Here is a 22,306-nt window from a genome sequence, read left to right as displayed (position 1 = left end):
TCTACACAATGGTTTTGGTGCGCATAAGATGCGAATATCTTGCTACTGATAAACAACGGTTATCATCAAAACTATGTCGGCTAATCTTAAACTTCATCAGCTGCGCGCCTTTGTTGACGTGGCGCGGCAGGGCAGTATTCGCGCCGCCAGCCGCTTGTCCGGGCTCTCGCAGCCTGCGCTCACCAAGGCGATTCAGGAACTGGAGCTGGCGCTGGGCGCACGACTCTTTGAACGGCGCCAGCAGGGCGTCACGTTAACCGACATCGGTGATAACTTTTTTCAGCATGCCAGCCTGGTGCTGGAAGAGTTGCGGGTGGCGCAGGAGGATATTCAGCAGCGGCTAGGCTTGGCCGGCGGGCGCGTGAATATCGGCGTGGGTGGCAGCATTGCGCGCACCATCATGCCGCAGGTGATCACGCAGTTTCACCGTGAGTATCCGCTGGTGAAGGTGCGGATTGTCGAAGGCCAGCTGGTGTCGATGGTGCATGAACTGCGGCAGGGCGAGCTGGATTTCACCATCAACACTTACGATCAAAACCATCTTGATCAGGAACTGGTGTTTGAACGGCTGATGGAGCGGGATTATCAGGTGGTGATGCGCAAAGGGCATCCGATGGCGCACGCGCGCACGCTGGCAGAGCTGCAGCACTGCGACTGGACGATGCCGACGCCGCAGGGCAGCTACTATCGGTTGCTACACGATATGTTTGGCGAACGCGGCATGGCGCCCAAAATTGTGGTGACCTGCGAGACCTTTATGGCCTGCACCAGCCTGGTGGCGCAGAGCGACTTCGTCAGCATTATCTCGCGCGATGTGATTGAAGACCCGACACACGGCGGTCAGCTGATTGCACTTAATCTCGACGAACCGCTGCCGAAGGCCACTTTCTATCTTATCCAGCGCAAAGATACCGCGCTGACGCCGATGAGCGCCTATATGGCTCAACTGTTCCGCCGCCAATGTCAGCAAAGGTAAGAGTGCGGCCTGGCTCGCAGTTGTATAAATAATGCGCACTACACTTGCAGGGGACGTTCCCTTTTTGGAGTACAGACCATGCAAGTTACCCCGTATGTGTTCTACAACGGTCGCTGTGAAGAGGCGATTGCGTTCTACCTGGCGGCCACCGACGGCGAGCTGCTGTTTAAGATGACCTATGGCGATATGCCGGATGAAACGCCGGTGGAAGATGAGGGCTGCACCTCAGGCGTGAGCTTTTCACCGGAGCAGATTATGCATGCGCATGTGCGCATCGGGCAGGGTGAAATTATGCTGAGTGATGGCGCGCCGCAGGCGGAGTATGGCGGTTTTGCCGTGAGTTTATCCACGCCGGATGAAGCGCAAGGCAAGCGTTGGTTTGATGCGTTGTCGGCGGGCGGTAACATCACCAAAAGCTGGGCTCCAACGTTCTGGGCCAACGGTTTTGGCATGTTGATCGATAAGTTCGGCGTGCCGTGGATGGTGAATGCGTATAAGCCGCAGATTTAAGGTGGAGGGTGCGCGCTGGCCCTCACCCCAGCCCTCTCCCGCAGGCGGGCGAGGGAGTGGTTAGGCTCGATCTTCCAGCTCCTAAAGTGGGAGAGGCCAGGCTCGATCGGTTCCCTCTCCTATTTGTGGGAGAGGGTTAGGGTGAGGGAAACCCAACACCTTAGAAGTTGTAACCCACCACCAGGTAGTAACCCCAGCCGGTTGATTTCACTTCAAACGGACCGTTACCGAAGTTCAGCTCCTGGCCGTCAGCCCACTGGCCGCCGTTGTGGAAATAACGCGCCACGGTAGAAACGTGCCAGTGATCGTAGTTCAGCGACAGAATGTGGCTGGAGGCGATGGAGTTGCTGGTGCGTGAACGATCGGACTCATCACGCAGATCTGAACCCCAGTCGAAGTTGGTGAAGCCGATGTAGCTCAGCTTGCCGCCCCACAGATCGGTAATCGGTACAAAGTATTTCACCTTGAAGCGATAACCATCCCAGCTGTTCTCATTCGCCGCACCGTAGTTTTCCCACTGATACTTGGCGTACACGTTGAGCGACAGGCCGATATCGCTGTGCGTATCGATGTCGGTGCCGAGACCCATATACCAGGTGTTCTGACGGTTATCGCTGTTGCGACCCATGTCATAGATGTAGTTGTTGGCGAAGTACCACTCTTTGAACGGGCCAAAGGAGAGATCGGTGCCGGTCAGTTTATCAATCGAGAAACGTGGCTCAATTTCCATGAACATCGGCGAACCGTGGTCGAACACGCCGTTAGCGTTGCTGTTGCCGACGCCAAAGAAGTTGGTCAGATCGAGGTAACCGTAAAAATCGAACCAATCCTTTTTGGCAAAGGCTTCGTATTCGAGATACACGTCGTTATTAAACTGCGGTCCAAAACGAGTGTGGTAGCTGCCCACCACGTTAACGCTCTGATGCCACCAATCCGAAACGTACTGCGGATCGCTGTCTGCTGCTTGTGCCGCACCAGTCCAGCTACTGGCCAATAAGGCCCCTGCTATCAACGCTTTATATTTCATTATGTTAACCACATGCTTGTGATCGCCGGGCTGATGCCGCGATCGGGTGAAATTGATCCCAGGGGATGGGCGGTGTGTTGTCATATCCGGTCTGAAGCGCCAGATTTTCAAGTTTGCGTAATGTGCCTGTAACAGACGCATAGAAAATAGATTTTGGTCACGTTTGTCAAAAAGTGTTGCAGTTTGATTCACTGAAAATGTGATCTTCATCACATAAAAGCCTGGTGGCGAACGGAACCCCGCAACCGTTTACGTGTCGCGTACAGCAGGAAACGTGTTTGATGAAGGGAAAGGATGTAGCGGCGCGATTTATCGCGCGTGTTTTGTAGCGGGCACCGTGCTCGCAGCGATAATGCGCAATAAATTGCGCCGCTACGGCACGGTGTGCGTTATGGCAAGGTAATGCGCACCTGCAGGCCAGCAATCTGGCCCTGCGCATCATGACGATTCGACAGCGCCACCTGCATTTGATGCTTCTGCGCCACGCTGCGCACGATTGAAAGGCCTAAGCCGCTGCCCTGGGCTTGTACATCGGGCGAACGGGTAAAGCGGTCAAAAGCGCGATCGATGAAAGATTCCGCCATGCCGGGCCCGTTATCCACAATATCCACCACGGTGTGATTGCCAACACGATGCAGCAGCACGTCCACCAGGCTGCCCTCCGGCGTGTGCAGCATGGCGTTGCCGATCAGGTTATCGAACAGGCTGCGTAAATCGGAGCGGCTGGCCTGCAGACGATAGTGCGCGCTGCCGTTGAAACCGATATCAATGCCGCGCTTATCCGCTACCACCATCAGCTGTTCAATGCTCTCTTTCAGCAGGTCGTCCAGCTCGATGGTTTCCACCGTGGCGACCACCGATTGATCTTCCTGGCGCGAGATATTCAGCAGCTGTGTGACCAGATGGCGCGTACGGGTGACGCCGGCTTCCAGCTGATCGAACTGACGACTGGCTTCGCCTGGCTGAATGTGTTGCCTTAGGTTTTCCAGCTGCAACGTCACCGCAGTAACTGGCGTACGCAGCTCATGTGCCGCATCTTCGAGGAACTGGCGCTGTGACGACCAGGCGGCGCGCAGCTTATCGAGCAACGAGTTGTAGGCCGCCACCAGCGGCAGCACTTCATCCGGCAAGCCATCGGGAGAAAGCGTATGCGGATGCAGGGTTTCCTGGGCGGCAATCTGGCGCGACGCGACGCGTAAATCGCGCGTAATAGCACGCACCACCAGCCAGATGACCAGCAGCGAGAGCGGCATCATTAATACCAGCGGGATGATGGCCGATAGCGCCCGTTTTAACATCAGACTCTTCATATAGCCGATATTGTGCAGCACCTGAATATTGCCGATTTCACTGCCGAGCTCGCCGGGGCGCGTATAGACGCGCCATTCACAGTCATCGCCGCAGTCACCCACTTTGAGATCGTGCCAGCCTTTTTTGCTTTGCAGCGGCGCATGTAAATCGGGCCACGAACTGGCGCGCAGCCGATTACGGGTGTCCCACAGCTGGACGATATAGGTGCTTTTCAGCTTCTCGGCATGCATCACCATCGGCATTAACGCAGGCATACGCTGGCTGGTGGCCCACGCATCGGCGATCTTGGCGAGCTGATCGTCCTTCATGGTGCCCATCATGTCGCCGTAGCAGTGATAGAAATACCAGGTGACGCCGCCAATCATCGCCAGATGCAAAATCACCAGCGTGGCGAGCAGTTTGTTGCGCAGCGAGCGCATAAAAGTGAAAGGTTTCATATTGCCGGTACCCGCCAGCCGAGTCCGCGCACGTTGCGGATCACTTCGTTATCGAGCTTGCGGCGCATGCCGTGAATCAGGACATCAACGGCGTTGCTGCTGACCTCTTCGCCCCAACCGTAAATGCGGTTTTCTAACTGTTCGCGCGACAGAATGGCGCCCGGCCGTTCCAGTAAGGCGTAGAGCAGGGCATATTCACGTGCGGTGAGCTGTTCGCGCTGGCCTTTGTACAACACTTCGCGCGTCATGATGTCAATCTGCACATCGCCGCTGCCCAGCAGCGAATCTGCCGCACCGTGGCGACGTCGGGTAATGGCACGCATGCGCGCCAGCACCTCTTGCAGGTCAAAGGGTTTCAGCAGGTAGTCATCCGCGCCGCTGTCCAATCCCTGAATGCGTTGCTGCACGGTATCGCGCGCGGTGAGCACCAGCACTGGCGTCATATCGCCGCGCGTGCGGGCCCGACGCAGCACCTGCAGGCCATCTTCACGCGGCAAGCCGAGATCCAGTAACACGCAGGTATAGCCGCCTTCGGCCCAGGCATTGCTGGCAAATACGCCATCACGTACCCAATCCACCGACCAACCCGCCGCTTCCAGCGCTTGCTGCAGATTAGCACCAATCATTTCATCATCTTCTACCAGCAGCACACGCATGATGCCCTCCAACATAACTGAGCGCAGTTTATCTCTCTATTCTTAGCGCAGAATTACCCTCCGTCACACTTGCCGCCTTTCTGCAGCTGGAAGTATTTAGGAGGGCCGATTTTCCCGCTTGCTAATTCTGCGCTAATTTTCCGCTAATTAAGGGATAAATTTAACGCGCTACAGTAGCTGCACTGGACATATCGTCAAAGCAGGAGAATCCCATGAATCAGCGCGAATTTATCCGTAGTTTGCTGGACTGGATAGAGAATAATTTAGGACACGATCTGCATCTGGATGAAGTTGCACGCCGCTCGGGATACTCCCGCTGGCATCTGCAACGTCTGTTTCGTCAGCACACCGGTTTCTCTCTGGCCGAATACATTCGCCAGCGCCGCTTAACCGAATCCGCGCTGACGCTGATTAACAGTGACGAAGCGATTTTGCAGGTGGCGATGAGCTACGGTTTCGATACTCAGCAGGCTTACACCCGCACCTTCAAAAACTATTTCCTCGTGACGCCGGGCCAGCTGCGTCGCCAACGTCGCGTTGAGCCGGATCGGCTGCTGTTCCCGCTGGCGATGGCGAGTTGAGATATGGGCACCGATATTCCCTTGGGTGCGTTTCGTAGCGGCGCAATTTATTGCGCAATATCTGGATGGGCAAGCTGCCGCCATTGTTACGCGCGATAAATCGCGCCGCTACGGAATGTGCGATGATGGACTTATTGCAGGCTTAGCTTTTAATCTACGGTTCTCACTCATCTAGCCCGTCAGAGAACATGGACAACAGCGACAATCTCAGCGCCATGATGCTGTTTGCACGCGTAGTGGAACGGCAAAGCTTTAGCGAAGCTGCACGCACGTTAGGCGTCTCCAAATCTCACGTCAGCCGCGAAGTGGCCCGGCTGGAAGTGCGGCTCGGTATCAAGCTGCTGCAGCGCACCACGCGCAAAGTGGTGCTAACGGAGCTCGGCCAGGCTTACTATCCGTTTTGTGTGCGCATGCTGGAAGAGATGCATCGCGCCGATGCCTTTGTGCAACAGGTGCATCAACTGCCCGCGGGCAATGTGCGGCTGCAGGCGCCGATCACCTACGGCTGCCAATGCGTGGTGCCGACGCTCAATGCCTTTATCCGCCGTCATATTCATATCAATGTCGATCTTGATCTCACCACCAGCGATGACCCGCAGCCCAGCGCTGATGTCGCGATTGTCATCCGCGCGCGTGCGCCAGATGGCGCCAACTACCGCGAGCTGAGCAGCATTGATTGGGGTTTGTACGCCACGCCGGATTATCTGGCGGCGCATGCACCGATCGATCATCCCGAACGTCTCACGCGTCATGACCTGCTGCTGTTTCACGGCCCGGCGCACACGGCTGCGCTACCGTTCCGCCGTGATAAACAGCGTCTGGCGCTCGATGTGCATAGCCGTTTCCGTGCCAATAACAGCATGGCGTTGCTGAATGCCGCGCTGGCAGGCACTGGCATCGCTTATCTGCCGGCGTATATGACGCAGGAAGCCTTAACGCGCGGCGAAATCCAGCAGGTGTTGCCGGAATGGCAAATGGATCGCCTGCACAGCTACTTATTGCTAAAAGAGCAGCCGCAGGCTTCCTCGCCGGTAACCTTGCTGTGCGATGCGCTAATCAACGCGCTCAGCACGGCGTGATTGTTGTTATCTGGCAACAATAATGCGCCGCCTGGTAATTATCACTCCAAGGCTGTCTTCTCTTATAGGTCACTGTTAGCCTGCTAAAAAAGCAAAAACAGGGATATCACCATGCAGCAACCTCCAATCGCGTTAGCGCCCGAACAGCAACACTGGAAGCGAAATTTATTTGTCTGCGTGCTGGGCTCGTTCAGCACCATCGTGGCGATGACGCTGCTCTTGCCGTTTCTGCCGCTCTATGTGCAACAGCTTGGCGTGCAGGAACCGGCGGCGATTGCACGCTGGTCGGGCGCGGCTTATGGCGCCACCTTCCTCAGCGCCGCATTGACCGCGCCGCTGTGGGGCAAACTGGCCGATCGTTACGGCCGTAAATTGATGTTGATCCGCGCCAGCCTGGGCATGGCGATTGCCATGTCGCTGATTGGCATGGCCACTGCGCCGTGGCAATTGGTGGCGCTGCGTCTGCTGGCGGGTTTACTCGGCGGCTATGCGTCGGGATCGACCATTCTGGTGGCGGCGCAAACGCCAAAAGAGCAAACCGGCTGGGCGCTTGGCGTGTTGTCGTCCGGCATCATGGCCGGTAACGTGGTTGGGCCGCTGCTGGGCGGAGTATTACCGCCGCTGATAGGTATTCGCCACACCTTCTGGCTGACTGGCGCAGTGATCTTTCTTGCGTTCCTGGCGACCACATTCTTACTGAAAGAGGTGCCGCGTTCTGCCGGCAAAAAAACGCAGCAGAGCGCAGCCGACGATGAAAAGTCGCTGAATCTGCCGGTGGTGCGTCTGATGTGGTTGTCGGGGATGTTGCTGATTTTCGCCAATATGTCGATTGAGCCGATTATCACGCTGTACATTGGCCAGTTTGTCAGCGGCGATCACGCGGTAACGGTCACTGCAGGATTGGTGATGGCGGCAGCGGCGCTCGGCAGCATTATCTCCGCGCCGCGTCTGGGACGTTTAGCCGACCGCGTGGGACATGGCCGCGTGCTGGTGTATGGATTAATAGCGTGCGCGCTGCTGCTGATCCCGCAGGCATTTATCAATGAAGCCTGGCAACTGGTGGTGTTGCGTTTTCTGATGGGCATGGCGCTGGGTGGCTTAATGCCGTGCGTCACGGCGCTGATTCGTCACAGCGTGCCGCAGTCGCAGGTGGGGAAGATGCTGGGGTATTCCACTTCGGCGCAGTACGTCGGCCAGGTTTCTGGTCCGCTGTTTGGCGGTTTTATCGGCGGTGCGTTTGGCATGCGCCCGGTGTTTCTGGCGACCTGCGTGATTATGGCGCTGTGTGCACTGCTAAACGCACGCGTACTGCGTAAACGCTAATCGTTGGTTCGCCATTCATGGCGACCCTGGCATTAACCGCACAATACCTTCCTGTGCGTCTTTCATGACGGTCACCATAAATGGCGACCCTACAAAAAAAGCGGGCATAAGCCCGCTTTTTAACCTCAACGCGAAAACTTACTTCGCATCAGGCAGTGCATAGGCAATCACATAATCACCCAGCTTGGTACCAAACGAACCGTGACCACCTGCCGCGATAACAACGTACTGCTTGCCATCCACTTCATAGGTCATCGGCGTTGCCTGGCCGCCCGCTGGCAGACGTGCCTGCCACAGCATTTCACCGGTGTTGGTGTCGAATGCACGCAGGTAGTTATCTGCGGTAGCACCAATGAAGAACACGTTACCCGCGGTGGTAATTGGGCCGCCCAGCATTGGCATACCCATTTTGAACGGAACGGGTACTGGCGCGCTATCGCGAACTGTACCAATGCGTTTTTTCCACACGGTTTCGTTAGTCTTCAGGTCAACTGCAGAGACATAGCCCCACGCCGGTTGCTTACACGGCAGGCCAAACGGTGACAGGAACGGATTCAGCTCCACGCCGTACGGTACGCCGTACTGTGGCTGGATGCCGGTTTCAGTACCTGAACCGCCTTTGTCGTCAGCCGGTGGCTCGATCGGGTTGCCCGGACCGCGCGGAATCAGCTTCGACACAAACGGCAGCGCCATTGGGTTAGCAATCGCAATCTGACGATGTGGGTCAACCGCGATACCGCCCCATTCGAACATCCCCAGGTTGCCTGGGAACACCAGCGTACCTTGCTCAGACGGCGGGGTGAATGGACCTTCGTAGCGCAGACGCTTGAAGATCACGCGGCACACCAGCTGGTCATACAGGGTTGCGCCCCACATGTCCTTGTCCGTCAGATTATTTTTCGGACGGAAGGTCAGTTCGGAGTACGGCTGAGTCGGTGCAACGTGGTCGCCTTTAGCGGCGCCCTGTGGAACCGGGGTTTCCGGTGCAGGGACAACCGGCTCACCGGTGCGACGATCCAGTACAAAGATGTTACCGGTTTTCGCCGGTGCATAAATCACCGGTACGGTTTTGCCATCTTTATCGGTGATATCGGCCAGCGTCGGCTGAGACGGCAAGTCCATATCCCACAGATCGTGATGCACGGTCTGATACGACCACACCAGCTTACCGGTGGTGGCGTTCAGTGCCAGTACGCTGCTCGCATAACGCTCCTGCTCTGGTGTGCGGTTACCGCCCCAGATATCTGGCGTTGATACACCCATTGGCAGGTAAACGATATCCAGTTTCGGATCGTATACCGCCGGCGCCCACGAGTTCGGTGAGTTCATGGTAAAGGTGTGTTCATCGGCAGGAATCGCGTTAGGATCTTTCGCGCCCGGATCGAATACCCATAGCAGTTTACCGGTGTTGACGTCAAAGCCACGGATAGCGCCAGACGGCTCACGGGTGGAGTAGTTATCGGTGACGGCACCGGCTACCACGATGGTGGTATCGGTGATGACCGGCGGCGACGTCGGCTCGTACTGACCTGGGGTCAATACTGGCTGCTTGTGCTGCAGATCCAGTTCACCGTTGTTGCCAAAGGCCGCGCAACGTTCACCGGTTTCGGCATCCAGCGCGAACATACGACCATCATTTACCGGCAGGTAAATACGGCGTGAGCACAGCGCAGGTTGGGTGTTGGCAGCATCTGCGGCAGCAGGCACTTCGTGGTAGGAAACGCCACGGCAGGTAACGTGCTGGAAGGTTGGATTCGGCTTCAGGCCCGGATCAAATTTCCACTTCTGCTTACCGGTTTTCGCATCCAGCGCAAACAGAATCTGGTGCGGTGAGCAGAGATAAAGCGTGTCGCGGATTTTAATCGGCGTTACTTCATCGGTGATTTCACCTGGATCGTTTGGCGTCTTCATGTCGCCAGTCTGGAACTGCCAGGCAACCTGCAGCTCTTTAACGTTACCGTTATTGATCTGTTTCAGCGGGGAGAAGCGGGTACCTTGCTGGTCACGCGCATACGCGGGCCAGTCAGCATCGTCGATGTTGCTTAACGGCTGCGCCTGTGGAGCATTTGACGCCGCAGCAGGAATTTCACCGTTCAGCTCTTGTGGATCGTGGAACACTGCCCATGCCAGCACCAGCGCACTGGCGACCAGTGCGACCGCCAGCAGGCCAAGCGCGCCTTTGCCGGCATTATTCAGACCGCGATACACAAACGGCAGAATCAGCCAGACGCCGAAGATCACCAGCACATCGGTACGCGGTGCCAGCGCCCAGAAGTCGAAGCCGACTTCCCATACGCCCCACACCAGCGTTGCCAACAGCAGCAATGCGTACAGCAGTAACGCTGAGCCGCTACGGCGCCACAGCAGAATAGCGGTGATCAACATGACCACACCGCCAATAACGTAGTACCAGGAACCACCAATGGCGGCTAACCAAACGCCACCAACCAGCATAAACGCGCCCGTCAGCAGTGCAAAAAGCACTGTGAGAAAACGGATTACGCCAAAAGATGAGGAAGCTTTCCCCATAATATTGACCTCTTTCTTTGCCATTAAAAACTAAAAAGGAAACAACGCGTTGGGTTGCTTCCCGACATAGAGTACGAAATAACGAAAACTGTTCGATCGGCGCTTCCGTGCGACGAGTTGATCCCTTTGCGTTAAATTTTATCTTAAAAACGTTAAAGGGTTTGATATTTTTAGTGCTTTGCACTCGAAGAGAGGAAGTAGTACGACATTTTATGAGGGAATTAAGGTGTTATGTCCGGTTACATCGGGCCATAACACCCAGGAGCAACATATTGTGTAAACGTTTACCCTTCAAACAATGTGCTGCTGGTACGTTGTTCTTGCCAGCCGCTCAAATTAAGTTGCGCATACTGTGCCGCGGGCAGCGTTAACTGTGGCGTACGTAATATTACCTCTGCTTCTCTTTCTCTGCACGATTCCAGCAGAAAGGGAAAGCTGAACTTGAGATAATTATCATTAAAAAATTCCTCGGTCAGCACTATTCCTTTAAAAGGGAATGACGCGATATTCTGCCAGCAGGTTCCGGGCGCGGCCAAATCATAAAGCCAGAAAGAGAAACGTTCAGCTGCCTGGCGTAGCGCACTATCTGCCTGAACTAAATCGGCATAATTGATTGCCAGATGCACATTCTCATTTTGCAGGCCGAAATAATTTTCCGGTGCCTGTAAAAAATGTAGCAGGTTATTTCCCGAGAGCGGGATAATTATTAATTCAGGTGATTCCAGTAACTGATTATGCAGCGAAATTATGTTGCGTCCATTAAGTAATACCGTGCCTTCCTGCTCACAATGCATAAAGGGTGCTGAATAACACACACCGGTTAGCGTGCCGTCGAAGCGACGGATGCGCTCAGTAACATAAGGATTATAAGAACTGTTTTCCATTTATCTCTGTGAATAAATTAATTGGCTGGAACGTCTTAATTATTATAAGGACGGGCGATTAATGAAGTCTTAACACGGCCAATATAAACCGATTAGTTTATAAAGTTCAGCTTTTTTAACTGTTTCTGATAAAGAGATAGGCTGCACTGCGCAGTTGATAATTTAATAGCGAAGAAACTATCTAGAAAGATTGGGATATTTTCAGCTGAAAATCATCAGCCTGCTAATATTGTGAGCTCAATGCTTAGCAAAAATTTAGATAAGCTTCTGTTTTTAAACAGCACGGCTAGCCATTGTCTGGCTCAGTAAGATGCCGCACTCTGTGGCGTGAAAAATAAAGCGGAAGCCATTAAATGGCTTTTCACCAGGTTGGTGCAACGACGCTAACTGACATAATCATTTAGGATGGGATAACAACTATGGGTTCACCGGTATCCGCAGTAGAGGATTCGTTGCTGCGGCACAGGTCGTTTGTCGCCTTTTGGCTGGCACGCACCTGTTCATCGTTTGGCTTTCAAATGTACTCGGTCGCGGTTAGCTGGCAGATCTATGCGCTAACCCACAGCGCGATGGCGCTGGGTATGATCGGCCTGATGCAATTTCTTCCTTCAGTGCTGTTGGCGTTGCCTGCCGGGCACCTGGCGGATCAACACGATCGCCGTCGCATCGTGCTGCTTGGACAGCTTATTGAGTGGCTGGCACTGCTGGGGTTGGTGGCGCTAACGCTCATCAACTGGGCGGGCAAGTTTGAAATTTGGGGGCTGGTGTTCCTGATCTCGGTAGCCAAGGCGCTGGAGTGGCCAGCGATTACCTCAATGCTGCCGGCGCTGGTGCCGCCGCCGATTCTGGCGCGCGCCATGGCGGCCAGCTCGGTGGGCGGACAGGCAGCGGTGATTATCGGCCCGACGCTGGGCGGCTTTCTGTATGTGGCGGGGCCGGACGTGGTATATGGCGTCTCGGCGCTGTTCTATCTGTTCTCCATCGTGCTGGTGAGCCGACTGCGCTACGAGCGACCACCGCAGGCGCGTCTGCCGATGAACCTGCCGAATCTGTTTGCCGGCGTGCGCTTTATCCGCGATCGCAAAGATGTGCTCGGGGTGATTTCACTCGATCTGTTTGCGGTACTGCTGGGCGGCGCCACCGCGCTGCTGCCGATCTTCGCACAGGACATTCTGCACACCGGACCGTGGGGCTTGGGTATCCTGCGCGGTGCACCGTCGGTCGGTGCGCTGATAGTCGGCGTGTGGCTCAGCCGTCATAAGCTGGAGAAGAATGTCGGCATGATTATGTTCGGTTCGGTGGCCGGATTTGGCGTGGCCACGCTGGTGTTCGCGCTCTCCACCCAGTTATGGCTATCGGTGGTGGCGCTGGCGGCGCTGGGCGGCTTCGATATGGTGAGCATGGTGATCCGTGGCGCGCTGGTGCAGCTGGATACGCCAGATGATATGCGCGGCCGCGTTAACGCGGTCAACGCCATCTTCATTAATACCTCGAATCAGCTCGGCGAATTTGAGTCCGGTCTGCTGGCGGCCTTTATGGGTGCAGTGCCAGCCGCGGCGATTGGCGGTATCGGCACGCTGGTAGTGGTGGGCGTATGGATGACGATTTTCCCGCACCTGCGTAAACGGCAGAAGCTGGAAAACGAAACGGTGGTTTGAGGTGGTTTCGTGCAGTCTGTAAAACGGTGCGCATAAATGCGCACCCTGCGCCGTAGGGTCGTCATTCATGGCGACCGTCAAGATGGACGCACCAAACCTAACGCCACACTTTGTCCATCAGCAAAAGGTTTAGTCGCGCGGCGCGTGCTGCAATAGCGCATCGCCGCTATTCAGGAGAACCACATGCACCTCTCACTGGCTGATTTCTATCCCGTCGCCGATGGCGAAACTCTTGATACTTCCTGCTTCCAGCGCGCATTAGATCATCTTGCGGCGCGCGGCGGTGGCACGCTGTCGGTGCCGCCGGGGCGCTATCACCTCGGTACGTTGTCGCTAGGCTCCAACATCCATCTGCATCTCGAGGCGGGCGCCACGCTGCTCGCCAGCGCGCGCGTTGAGGATTATCAGCAGCAGCTGGCGCAGAGCCAGGCTGAGCTGTCGCAGCATGTGCTGCTGTACGCCGTCGGTCAACGCAATATCACCGTCAGTGGCAAAGGGACGATCGATGGCAATGGCGAAGCCTGGTTTGCCACAGAAAAGGATCAGCAAGGCTATCGCCTGCCGCGTGCGCAGCGCCCGCGCATGCTGGTGTTTGAAGATTGCGAGCAGGTGACGCTGGAAGATTTCAGTATTCTTCAGGCGCCGATGTGGACAGTGCATCTGGTGAGTTGTCGCCATGTGCATATCGATCATCTCACCATCGATAACAGCATGAGCATGCCGAATACCGATGCGCTGGATATCGACAGCTGCGAAGCGGTGTTCGTCAGCAATAGCTATCTCAGCGCTGCGGATGACGCCATTTGCATCAAAACTTCGCAAAAACCAGCGCATCTGCGGCGTGCCGCACGACAAATTATGATCAGCAACTGCCTGCTGCGTTCTTACAGCTGCGCGTTCAAAATCGGCACCGAAACTTTCGACGACGTGGAAGATGTCACGGTGTCCGGCTGTACTATTTTCGATTCCAACCGCGCCATCGGCGTGCTATCGCGCGATGGCGGCCACTTCCGCCGTTTGCTGTTCAGCAATATCACGCTGGCCTGCCGCCACGCGCCGCCGTGCCATTGGGGCAAAGCTGATGCGCTGTTTGTTTCCGTACGCGCGCGCGATCCGGCGATTGCGCCAGGCAGCATCGAACAGCTGCAGTTCAGCAACGTCAGCGGCGTGATGGAAGGCGCAATCAATCTGCATGCCGAACGGCCAGGGCAGATTCGTGATGTGATGCTGGCGAATCTGCAGCTGCGACAAGTGGTGACGCAAGGCGTGGAGCAGGGGCATTACGATGTGCGTCCGCCGTGCAATCCCGCTTCGCCGACCGGCATGGGATTGGACAATGCGTACAAGCTGGATAGCGCATCCGGCTTAGCGTATGGCGTGGCGGCCTATCCGGACGGCCTGCCGGGCGTGTTTGCCCGCGGTGTGGAGAATCTCCAGCTGCACAACGTGCTGATTACCCGCCCGCAACCGCTGCCGCACGGCTGGCATGCGGAAACGGTGCAGATTTTGTAAGCTGCGCGAGAAAATCCAGGTCGCCATGAATGGCGACCCTACGCCGAATGGTAGAGTTATTTGTAGGGTGCGCATTCATGCGCACCTGGAAATATCGGTCGTTATAAATGGCGACGCTACAATGCCGAGGCGATAGCCGCGCCCAACTCTTCGGTGCTCGCGCTGCCGCCGAGGTCGCGCGTCAGGCTGTTACCTGCCGCCAGCGTACGCTCGATGGCATCCAGCACTGCTGCGCCTGCTTCGGCGTAACCAAGGTGCTCCAGCATCATCGCGCCACACCAAATTTGCCCAATCGGATTGGCAACGCCTTTGCCGGCAATATCCGGCGCGGAGCCGTGCACCGGCTCAAACAGACTCGGGAATTTGCCTTCCGGATTAATGTTGGCGGACGGCGCGATGCCGATGGTGCCGGTACAGGCCGGGCCGAGATCTGACAGGATGTCGCCAAACAGGTTACTGGCGACCACCACATCGAACCAATCCGGATGCAGGACGAAGTTGGCAGTCAGAATATCAATATGATATTTATCGACTTTTACCTCGGGATAGCTCGGCGCCATCGCTTCCACGCGGCTGTCCCAGTACGGCATAGTAATGGCGATACCGTTGGATTTGGTGGCGGACGTCAGGTGTTTTTTCGGGCGCTTTTGCGCCAGATCGTAGGCGAATTTCAGAATGCGATCGACGCCAACGCGCGTCATCACCGTTTCCTGAATCACCACTTCGCGCTCGGTACCGGGGAACATGGTGCCGCCTACCGCCGAATATTCGCCCTCGGTATTTTCACGCACCACATAGAAATCGATATCGCCCGGCTGACGATTCGCCAGCGGGGCTTTCACTCCCGGCATTAAGCGCACGGGGCGCAGGTTGACGTACTGATCAAATTCACGACGGAACTGCAGCAGCGAGCCCCACAGCGATACGTGATCCGGCACCACGTCTGGCCAGCCAACCGCGCCGAAGTAGATGGCATCAAACTGACTCAGCGTGGCGAACCAATCATCCGGCAGCATTTTGCCGTGCTGCTGCCAATATTCGGCGCTGGCGAAATCAAACCATTGCCACTCAAGCGCGATATCAAATTTCTTCGCCGCTGCATCCAGCACGCGGATGCCTTCCGGCATCACTTCTTTGCCAATGCCATCGCCAGGGATGACGGCGATCTTATAGGTTTTGCCGCTCATAGGGTTTCTCGCAGGTTGCTGTTGATGTTCTGTACGCAGTATAACCATGCATCTGAAGGAAATAATTAGCCTGAGCGATAAGCCAATGTTGAATAAAAGTAGAGAATCGCGCACCTCCACCGACGATCTGGCCTTCTTTGTGCGCGTGGCTGCGCTGGAGAGCTTAACCGCCGCCGCGCGCGAGCTTGGTTTATCGTTACCGGCGGTGAGTAAGCGCCTGAGCCAGCTTGAGCTGCGGTTGGGCGTGCAGTTACTCAAGCGCACCACGCGGCGGCTGGAGCTGACGGCGGAGGGCAGGCGTTATCTCGATGGCGCACGTCCGCTGCTCGACCAGCTGGCGGAGCTGGAAGAGTCGGTTAGCAGCCAAACCTCGGTGCTGCGGGGTTCGCTTAACCTCAATGCATCCTTTGGCTTTGGGCGTCGTCACGTTGCACCTTGCGTGTCGCGCTTTGCCGCGCTGCATCCCGAGCTGGCCATCAGCCTGCAGCTCAGCAGCCAGCCCCTGAATTTTCTTGATGCGCGCGTGGATATTGATATTCGCGTCGGTGAACCGCCAGATGCGCGGCTGATGGCGCGTAAGCTACGAACCAATCCGCGCGTGCTGTGCTGCTCGCCGGATTACGCTGCGCGCCATGGCATGCCTGAGAGCATCGCCGCGCTGGCACAACATAATTGTATTTTGCTGCGTCAGTTCGACAGTGACTTTGCGCTGTGGCGCTTAAGTGATGGCACACAGCAGCTGACGCAGAAGGTGCGCGGTCGCTTAATTACCAACGATGGTGAAGTGGCGATGCAAATGGCGCTGGATGGTCACGGCATTCTGCTGCGTTCGTGGTGGGATGCGCAGCACAGCATTGAGTGCGGCGATCTGCTGCCGGTGTTGCCGCAGTGGACGGCGCCAGACGGTGACATTTATGCCGTCTGGCAGCCGCAGCGTCAGCTTCCCATCCGCATTACGGCCTTTGTGGATTTTTTACAGTCCGCCTTATAACTGTTAAGTTAAATTTGATTATTTGTAATCATCATTGACTGTTTGTGAGCAACTTCAAACAAATTAAGCCGCTTTTATCCTATAAATTGCCCTGCTTATGCGTGAGTTCATTCTTATTTGAGTGAAATAAATCATCAAGGCATAAGTGGTGTGGTCATCAGTGCTCAGACACGTCAATAACAATATTGACCACCTCATCAACGGTGCGCGTGAAGCCCAGCGCGTGCCACGACCCTACGTTATCGATGAGGCTGAAATGAAACAATTCTCTACAGAAGGGATGGTGATTATCATCGGGATTGTCATTACGTACATCCTGTTCACCACCTGGCTGACCTGGCGGCTGCGCAGTAAAAACAGCGGCGACTTTATGGCTGGCTCCAATGTGATGCCCGCTTTTGTGGTGGGCGTGATGCTGATGTCGGAATACATCGGCGCCAAATCCACCATCGGCACTGCCCAGGCGGCTTTTGAAGATGGCTTCGCCGCATCCTGGTCGGTGATTGGGGCTGCCATCGGCTTCCCACTGTTTGGCTTCTTGCTGGTGAAGCGCATCTATAACACCGGCAAAATCACCATCTCTGCAGCGATCGCGGAACGCTACGGCAACTCAACCAAAAACATTATCTCGTTAATCATGATCTACGCGCTGCTGCTGGTGAACGTCGGAAACTACGTCAGCGGCGCAGCGGCGATCTCGACGGTGCTCAATCTCGATCTTACTACCGCAGCGGTGATCACGGCGATCGTCAGCACTTTCTACTTTATGTTTGGCGGCATGAAAGGCATTGCCTGGGTCACGCTGCTGCATAGCGGGCTGAAATATATTGGTATTTTGATCATCCTCGGCGTGGCGCTACACATGACCGGCGGCGTCAGCCCGATGATCAAAGAGATGCCGCATTTCTACTGGACGTGGGACGGCAATGTCGGCGGCAGCACCATCTTTGCCTGGATGATTGGCACCATCGGCTCGATCTTCTGCACTCAGTTCGTGATTCAGGCGATTGCTTCGACCAAAAGCGCGGCCTCTGCCAAGCGTGCGACCTGGGTCGCGTTCTTCTTCTGCATGCCGATTGCCATCGCCATCGCGCTGATTGGCGTGGCGGCGAAATACCTGCATCCCGATATCAAAAGTTTGTACGCGCTGCCGGTATTCCTGCAGGACATGAGTCCGTGGCTGGCCGGCATCGTTACCACCTCGTTGGTGGCGTCGATCTTTGTCAGCGTCAGCACCGTGGCGCTGGCGATTGCCTCGCTGGTGGTAAAGGATTTCTACGTGCCGTATCGCAATCCGACGCCAGAACGCGAGTTCCAGATGACGCGTTGGCTGTCGCTGCTGATTGGCTTCCTGCCGCTGATCTTCGTGCTGTTCGTGCCAGAAGTATTGAAGCTGTCGTTCTTCACCCGCGCCATTCGTCTGTCAATTTCGGTGGTGGCGATCATCGCCTTCTACCTGCCGTTCTACAAAAGCACGCGCGGTGCCAACGCCGGGCTGATTGGCGCCTGCGTGGTGACCTCAGTGTGGTATCTGCTGGGCGATCCTTTTGGTATCAATAACATGTATGTCGCGCTGTTTACGCCAGCGGTGATCATGGTGATTGATCGCCTGATCCCGACGCGTCAGACGCAGACCAAAAAAGCCCCCAAATCCTCAATGCAAAACAGTGGAGCCTGACATGAGCGACTTAACCCTTAGCGTGGAACGCAACGGTAACCTTCACCCGCACGCGCAGGATGCGCAGCAGCTCACGGCGATGCTGCCTTCGGTCTGTCCGCAGAACCATGCGGCGAATCTGCTGCCGCTGCCGAACGGCGACGTGTTGTGCGTGTGGTTTGGCGGTACCCAGGAAGGGATCGCCGATATTTCCGTGTGGTGCTCGCGCCTGGAAAGCGGCAGCACGCAGTGGAGCGAGGCGCAAAAACTCTCCGACGATCCAACACGATCCGAGCAAAATCCGCTGCTGTTCCTCGATCCTGACCAGGTCTTGTGGCTGCTGTGGACGGCGCAGAAATCGGGTAATCAGGACACCGCGATTGTGCGTTATCGCCAGTCGCACGATTTGGGTCACAGCTGGGGTGCCATCGACACGCTGCTCGACCAGCCCGGCACCTTTATTCGCCAGCCGATGGTGGTGCTGCCAAACGATAACTGGCTGCTACCGGTGTTTTACTGCCGCACGCAGCCGGGGGTGAAATGGGTCGGTAACGACGATATCAGCGCAGTAAAAATCTCCAGCGATCGCGGAAAAAGCTGGCGTGATGTGGTTGTGCCGGACAGCCTCGGCTGCGTGCATATGAACATCACGCTGCTGCAGGATGGCAGTTTGCTGGCGCTGTATCGCAGCCGCTGGGCAGATTTCATCTACCAAAGCCGCTCGACCGACGGCGGTGAAAGCTGGAGTGCGCCGCGGGCGACTGAGCTGCCGAATAACAATTCGTCGATTCAGGTCACCACGCTGCACAACGGCCATCTGGCGCTGGTGTTCAACGCCATGAGCGCCAAAGATGCCCGCGAGCGCCGCGTGTCGCTGTATGACGAAATTGAAGACGAAGAGGATGACGGCGATGCTGCGGTGGCGGCTGAACCGCAGGTGCACAGCGGACGCAGCGCCTTTTGGGGCGCTCCGCGCGCGCCAATGACGCTGGCGATCTCGGCCGACGGCGGCAAAAGCTGGCCGTGGCAGCGCAATCTTGATGAGGGCGATGGCTACTGCATGACCAACAATTCGCAGCAAAAACTCAACCGCGAGTTCTCCTATCCGAGCATTAAACAGAGCGAGGATGGCGCGCTGCATGTCGCCTACACCTATTTCCGCCAGGCGATTAAATACGTGCGCGTCGATGAAACCTGGGTGACCGGATGAGCAGGCCACGGCACGCGCTGGTGACCGGCGTGAGCTCCGGCATTGGTGCGGCGATTGCCGAACAGCTGCTGCAGCAAGGCTGGCAGGTGACCGGTTTTAGCCGCACGCAGGTGAGGAAAGATCATCCGGCTTTTACCTCGGTAAGCATCGACCTGTTCGATGCCCGCTCGCTGAAACAGGCGCTGGCAGCGCTACCGAAGGTGGATGCGCTGGTACACGCGGCGGGCATGATGGCGGCGGCACCGCTGGGGGATTTGGATGAGGAGCAGGGCACGCGTCTGTGGTACTTGCACGTGCAGGTGGCGCAGATTATGGCCAATGCCCTACAGCCGCAGATGGAGCAGGGCGATCGCATTTTGCTGATTGGCAGCCGCACCTCACGCGGCGCGGCGCATCGCAGCCAATATGTCAGCACCAAAGCGGCGATAGTGGGTATGGCGCGCAGCTGGGCGGCGGAATTGGCAGCCAGGGGCATTACCGTGAATGTGATTGCGCCAGGCGCCACGGAAACGCCGATGCTGCTGCAGCCCGGCCGCGCCAGCTCACCGCCGCAGCTGCCGCCGATCGGGCGCTATATCAAGCCGGAGGAAGTGGCGGCGCTGGCAGGATTTGTGCTGTCGCCGGCAGCCGCTGCGATTACCGGGCAGGAGCTGGTGATCTGTGGTGGGGGATCGTTGTAGTTGTCCCCTCACCCCAGCCCTCTCCCGCAAGCGGGAGAGGGCGCCATCCGAGCGCTCCCCACCTAATCATTCCCTCTCCCACTTGTGGGAGAGGGTTAGGGTGAGGGGAAACAGCGCACCTACCCCCGCCGCAACCCCGCCACATCCACCTGCCACTGATTCAGCTTGTTATACAGTGCAGTGCGTGAAATCCCCAGCAGCTGGGCCGACTGGCGCAGGTTGCCTTTCTGCTCACGTACCACTTGCAACACATGCTGGCGCTCATTCGCCTGCAGCGAGGTCAATTCACTCAGCTGCGGAACTGCGCGCTGCACCATCTCCTCCGGCAGATCGTGACGATCAATCTGCAACCCTTCACACAAGTTCACCGTGCGCTCCACCAGATTCTCCAGCTCGCGCACGTTGCCTGGCCAGTGCCACGCCTGTAAACAGGCCATCGCATCGGCGGAGAGCTGTGGCGCAATGCGCTTTAGCCGGGTACAGAGCGCCTGAATAAAGGTGTTCACCAGGCCAGGAATATCCTCCTGACGCTCGCGCAGCGGCGGGATCTCCAGCGAAATCACATTCAGGCGATAGTAGAGATCGCGGCGGAATGCGCCTTTTTCCACTGCATCCAGCAGATTGCAGTGGGTGGCGGCGATGATGCGTACGTTAACCTTGAGCGGATGTGCCGCCCCGATGCGCACCACTTCACTCTCCTGCAACACACGCAGCAGGCTGGTTTGCGCTTCCAGCGGCATCTCGCCAATCTCATCCAGAAACAGGGTGCCGCCATCCGCCAGCTCAAATTTGCCCGCCGAACCACCGCGACGCGATCCGGTAAATGCGCCATCGACATAGCCGAACAGCTCGCTCTGGACTAAATCGCGCGGCAACGCACCGCAGTTCAGCGCGATAAAGGCTTCCTGCTGTCGCGGACTGGCGTTATGAATCGCCTGAGCAAACAGCTCTTTGCCGGTACCACTCTCGCCGGTCAGCAACACGGTGCTGTCGGTGCGGCTGCTGGCGCGCGCTTTGTGAATCGCCTGCTGCACGCGCGGCGCATGGCCGCGAATCATCTCGAAGGTATAGCTGGCGCTCACGCCCATCACGCGACGCGTAATAGCGCGAATACGTTGATTCTCACGCAGCGACAACACGCGGCCGCCGTCCGGCGCGGGCATCAGCGAGATCAGGCAGGAGATCGGTTGGATGCCGTCCGGCATAAATTGCAGCTCGCGGTCATTGCAGAACGGCATGATTAACAGCGATCCCCCTTGCGGTTGCAGCAGCTCATCAATGGTACCTGCTTGCGGATCGAGGCTGCTGAAGATCTGTCGCGCATAGCGATTGAGGGTTTTAATACGACCGTGACGATCGCAGACGATCACCCCTTCATTCAGGGTTTCGAGGATCGACTGCTGCTCGGCCAGTAAACGGCGCAGCGTCAGCTGCTGGCCAACCGCTTCCGCCGCCGCCTGCACCGTGCCGAGCGTGTGGGCATTAAAGTTATCGGGCGTGGCGGTCAACGTTAAAACGCCCAGCAGCTGGCCGCTGGCATCGCGCACCGGCGCGGCGGCACATTGGCGATGGCGTTTACGCAGGTCAAGTTTCCAGTTCTCGCCGCTCAGCACATACACCAGCCGCTGCTCGATCAGGCAGCGCGCGGTGCAGTTGGTGCCGAGCACCTCTTCGCGCAGGATGCTGCCGACCGGCGTGAGATCCGCGCCGCAGAAATGCAGCGTCACACCCTGCGCATCGGTCAGATTGATGTGGCCATCCGGGTTGTACGCCAGCAGGTTCTCCATGATGCTGCGCGCCGCGCGGATCAGTTCCGCATTGTGTTCGAGGATCGCCGCCAGCTCGGCGGCAGGCGGTGAGATATAAGCAAAGGTCGCGGGATCGATCGCACGCTGACGCGATCGCTGCCATGACTGCAAAATACTGTGCCGCATCCAGCCTGGCTGCTCACCGCGTTCAAAGCTGTGCCAGCCCTGCCACAACAAGGTATCCCATTCGCCCACCTCCGCGCTGTCCGGCAAGCTGAAGATAGGATCGCTTTCATCTTTGAACGGCAAACGCTCTATAACACGCATGCGACACTCCTGATTACGTTGGA

18 protein-coding genes are annotated in these 22,306 nt (G+C 56.9%); 11 read left to right on the top strand and 7 right to left on the bottom strand.

What is annotated here, in order from left to right; translation table 11 throughout:
* Window positions 1-73 precede the first annotated feature (73 nt).
* Window positions 74-976: a LysR family transcriptional regulator gene (locus tag PMI17_RS09130; protein ID WP_007888516.1), complete on the top strand. Its 903-nt coding sequence runs from the start codon at window positions 74-76 to the stop codon at window positions 974-976.
* Between the two features lie 78 nt (window positions 977-1,054).
* The gene (gene yjdN, locus PMI17_RS09125) at window positions 1,055-1,486 is read left to right on the top strand and encodes a VOC family metalloprotein YjdN (RefSeq protein ID WP_007888515.1); all 432 of its coding nucleotides are present in this window, start codon (window positions 1,055-1,057) and stop codon (window positions 1,484-1,486) included.
* Between the two features lie 160 nt (window positions 1,487-1,646).
* Here yjdN and PMI17_RS09120 read toward each other — a convergent pair whose 3' ends face one another.
* From PMI17_RS09120 to PMI17_RS09110, 3 genes are all read right to left on the bottom strand, one after another.
* Window positions 1,647-2,513, bottom strand: coding sequence for a nucleoside-specific channel-forming protein Tsx (locus PMI17_RS09120; RefSeq protein WP_036620733.1), 867 nt, complete (start codon window positions 2,511-2,513; stop codon window positions 1,647-1,649).
* Between the two features lie 389 nt (window positions 2,514-2,902).
* Window positions 2,903-4,261, bottom strand: a complete 1,359-nt coding sequence (locus PMI17_RS09115; RefSeq protein WP_007888513.1) for a HAMP domain-containing sensor histidine kinase — start codon at window positions 4,259-4,261, stop codon at window positions 2,903-2,905.
* Window positions 4,258-4,917 (bottom strand): response regulator transcription factor, encoded by a 660-nt coding sequence (locus PMI17_RS09110; protein ID WP_007888511.1) that lies wholly within the window; start codon window positions 4,915-4,917, stop codon window positions 4,258-4,260. The genes PMI17_RS09115 and PMI17_RS09110 overlap by 4 nt, the downstream gene beginning before the upstream one ends.
* 212 nt (window positions 4,918-5,129) lie before the next feature.
* Here PMI17_RS09110 and PMI17_RS09105 point away from each other — a divergent pair, with 212 nt between their 5' ends.
* The 3 genes from PMI17_RS09105 to PMI17_RS09095 all read left to right on the top strand — a co-directional run bounded on the left by PMI17_RS09105 (window position 5,130) and on the right by PMI17_RS09095 (window position 7,900).
* Entirely contained in the window at window positions 5,130-5,498 is a 369-nt protein-coding gene (locus PMI17_RS09105) for a helix-turn-helix domain-containing protein (RefSeq protein ID WP_007888509.1), read from the top strand.
* A 188-nt stretch (window positions 5,499-5,686) separates the two neighbouring features.
* Window positions 5,687-6,577, top strand: coding sequence for a LysR family transcriptional regulator (locus PMI17_RS09100; protein WP_007888507.1), 891 nt, complete (start codon window positions 5,687-5,689; stop codon window positions 6,575-6,577).
* Window positions 6,578-6,688: 111 nt separating this feature from the next.
* Complete coding sequence (locus tag PMI17_RS09095; protein ID WP_007888505.1) at window positions 6,689-7,900, top strand: MFS transporter; 1,212 nt, start codon at window positions 6,689-6,691, stop codon at window positions 7,898-7,900.
* 138 nt (window positions 7,901-8,038) lie between these two features.
* Here PMI17_RS09095 and PMI17_RS09090 read toward each other — a convergent pair whose 3' ends face one another.
* Window positions 8,039-10,429: a glucose/quinate/shikimate family membrane-bound PQQ-dependent dehydrogenase gene (locus PMI17_RS09090; RefSeq protein WP_007888498.1), complete on the bottom strand. Its 2,391-nt coding sequence runs from the start codon at window positions 10,427-10,429 to the stop codon at window positions 8,039-8,041.
* Between the two features lie 284 nt (window positions 10,430-10,713).
* Window positions 10,714-11,313 carry a hypothetical protein gene (locus PMI17_RS09085; protein ID WP_007888496.1) on the bottom strand — a complete coding sequence of 200 codons (600 nt, stop codon included), beginning with the start codon at window positions 11,311-11,313 and terminating at the stop codon, window positions 10,714-10,716.
* A 419-nt stretch (window positions 11,314-11,732) separates the two neighbouring features.
* Between PMI17_RS09085 and PMI17_RS09080 the strand changes: the two genes are divergently transcribed.
* Complete coding sequence (locus PMI17_RS09080) at window positions 11,733-12,971, top strand: MFS transporter (RefSeq protein WP_007888494.1); 1,239 nt, start codon at window positions 11,733-11,735, stop codon at window positions 12,969-12,971.
* A gap of 183 nt (window positions 12,972-13,154) precedes the next feature.
* Window positions 13,155-14,483, top strand: coding sequence for a glycoside hydrolase family 28 protein (locus tag PMI17_RS09075; protein WP_007888492.1), 1,329 nt, complete (start codon window positions 13,155-13,157; stop codon window positions 14,481-14,483).
* Window positions 14,484-14,599: 116 nt separating this feature from the next.
* On the opposite strand, the gene PMI17_RS09070 is transcribed toward PMI17_RS09075, so the two are convergent.
* Window positions 14,600-15,670 (bottom strand): tartrate dehydrogenase, encoded by a 1,071-nt coding sequence (locus tag PMI17_RS09070; RefSeq protein ID WP_007888488.1) that lies wholly within the window; start codon window positions 15,668-15,670, stop codon window positions 14,600-14,602.
* A gap of 85 nt (window positions 15,671-15,755) precedes the next feature.
* On the opposite strand from PMI17_RS09070, the gene PMI17_RS09065 reads away from it, so the two are divergent.
* The 4 genes from PMI17_RS09065 to PMI17_RS09050 all read left to right on the top strand — a co-directional run bounded on the left by PMI17_RS09065 (window position 15,756) and on the right by PMI17_RS09050 (window position 20,208).
* Window positions 15,756-16,661, top strand: a complete 906-nt coding sequence (locus PMI17_RS09065) for a LysR family transcriptional regulator (RefSeq protein ID WP_007888486.1) — start codon at window positions 15,756-15,758, stop codon at window positions 16,659-16,661.
* 256 nt (window positions 16,662-16,917) lie between these two features.
* A complete protein-coding gene (locus tag PMI17_RS09060) occupies window positions 16,918-18,339 on the top strand; it encodes a sodium:solute symporter family protein (RefSeq protein ID WP_036620746.1) in 1,422 nt (473 codons plus the stop codon).
* Window position 18,340: 1 nt separating this feature from the next.
* Window positions 18,341-19,528, top strand: a complete 1,188-nt coding sequence (locus PMI17_RS09055) for an exo-alpha-sialidase (protein ID WP_007888480.1) — start codon at window positions 18,341-18,343, stop codon at window positions 19,526-19,528.
* Complete coding sequence (locus PMI17_RS09050) at window positions 19,525-20,208, top strand: SDR family NAD(P)-dependent oxidoreductase (RefSeq protein ID WP_007888478.1); 684 nt, start codon at window positions 19,525-19,527, stop codon at window positions 20,206-20,208. The genes PMI17_RS09055 and PMI17_RS09050 overlap by 4 nt, the downstream gene beginning before the upstream one ends.
* A gap of 119 nt (window positions 20,209-20,327) precedes the next feature.
* On the opposite strand, the gene PMI17_RS09045 is transcribed toward PMI17_RS09050, so the two are convergent.
* On the bottom strand, window positions 20,328-22,283 hold the full coding sequence (locus tag PMI17_RS09045; protein WP_007888476.1) for a sigma-54-dependent Fis family transcriptional regulator: 1,956 nt from the start codon (window positions 22,281-22,283) through the stop codon (window positions 20,328-20,330).
* Window positions 22,284-22,306 lie beyond the last annotated feature (23 nt).

This window comes from Pantoea sp. GM01 (assembly GCF_000282675.1).
GTDB classification, from domain to species: domain Bacteria; phylum Pseudomonadota; class Gammaproteobacteria; order Enterobacterales; family Enterobacteriaceae; genus Pantoea; species Pantoea nemavictus.
This window is presented reverse-complemented; position numbering and strand designations above follow the sequence as displayed.

What these genes read in the sequence shown, in the direction of transcription:
- yjdN (WP_007888515.1), top strand. Translation starts at nt 1,055, where the DNA reads ATGCAAGTTACCCCGTATGTGTTCTACAACGGTCGCTGTGAAGAGGCG.
- PMI17_RS09065 (WP_007888486.1), top strand. Translation starts at nt 15,756, where the DNA reads ATGTTGAATAAAAGTAGAGAATCGCGCACCTCCACCGACGATCTGGCC.
- PMI17_RS09085 (WP_007888496.1), bottom strand. Translation starts at nt 11,313, where the DNA reads ATGGAAAACAGTTCTTATAATCCTTATGTTACTGAGCGCATCCGTCGC.
- PMI17_RS09130 (WP_007888516.1), top strand. Translation starts at nt 74, where the DNA reads ATGTCGGCTAATCTTAAACTTCATCAGCTGCGCGCCTTTGTTGACGTG.
- PMI17_RS09105 (WP_007888509.1), top strand. Translation starts at nt 5,130, where the DNA reads ATGAATCAGCGCGAATTTATCCGTAGTTTGCTGGACTGGATAGAGAAT.
- PMI17_RS09115 (WP_007888513.1), bottom strand. Translation starts at nt 4,261, where the DNA reads ATGAAACCTTTCACTTTTATGCGCTCGCTGCGCAACAAACTGCTCGCC.
- PMI17_RS09075 (WP_007888492.1), top strand. Translation starts at nt 13,155, where the DNA reads ATGCACCTCTCACTGGCTGATTTCTATCCCGTCGCCGATGGCGAAACT.
- PMI17_RS09095 (WP_007888505.1), top strand. Translation starts at nt 6,689, where the DNA reads ATGCAGCAACCTCCAATCGCGTTAGCGCCCGAACAGCAACACTGGAAG.
- PMI17_RS09050 (WP_007888478.1), top strand. Translation starts at nt 19,525, where the DNA reads ATGAGCAGGCCACGGCACGCGCTGGTGACCGGCGTGAGCTCCGGCATT.
- PMI17_RS09120 (WP_036620733.1), bottom strand. Translation starts at nt 2,513, where the DNA reads ATGAAATATAAAGCGTTGATAGCAGGGGCCTTATTGGCCAGTAGCTGG.
- PMI17_RS09100 (WP_007888507.1), top strand. Translation starts at nt 5,687, where the DNA reads ATGGACAACAGCGACAATCTCAGCGCCATGATGCTGTTTGCACGCGTA.
- PMI17_RS09055 (WP_007888480.1), top strand. Translation starts at nt 18,341, where the DNA reads ATGAGCGACTTAACCCTTAGCGTGGAACGCAACGGTAACCTTCACCCG.
- PMI17_RS09080 (WP_007888494.1), top strand. Translation starts at nt 11,733, where the DNA reads ATGGGTTCACCGGTATCCGCAGTAGAGGATTCGTTGCTGCGGCACAGG.
- PMI17_RS09060 (WP_036620746.1), top strand. Translation starts at nt 16,918, where the DNA reads ATGAAACAATTCTCTACAGAAGGGATGGTGATTATCATCGGGATTGTC.
- PMI17_RS09090 (WP_007888498.1), bottom strand. Translation starts at nt 10,429, where the DNA reads ATGGGGAAAGCTTCCTCATCTTTTGGCGTAATCCGTTTTCTCACAGTG.
- PMI17_RS09045 (WP_007888476.1), bottom strand. Translation starts at nt 22,283, where the DNA reads ATGCGTGTTATAGAGCGTTTGCCGTTCAAAGATGAAAGCGATCCTATC.
- PMI17_RS09110 (WP_007888511.1), bottom strand. Translation starts at nt 4,917, where the DNA reads ATGCGTGTGCTGCTGGTAGAAGATGATGAAATGATTGGTGCTAATCTG.
- PMI17_RS09070 (WP_007888488.1), bottom strand. Translation starts at nt 15,670, where the DNA reads ATGAGCGGCAAAACCTATAAGATCGCCGTCATCCCTGGCGATGGCATT.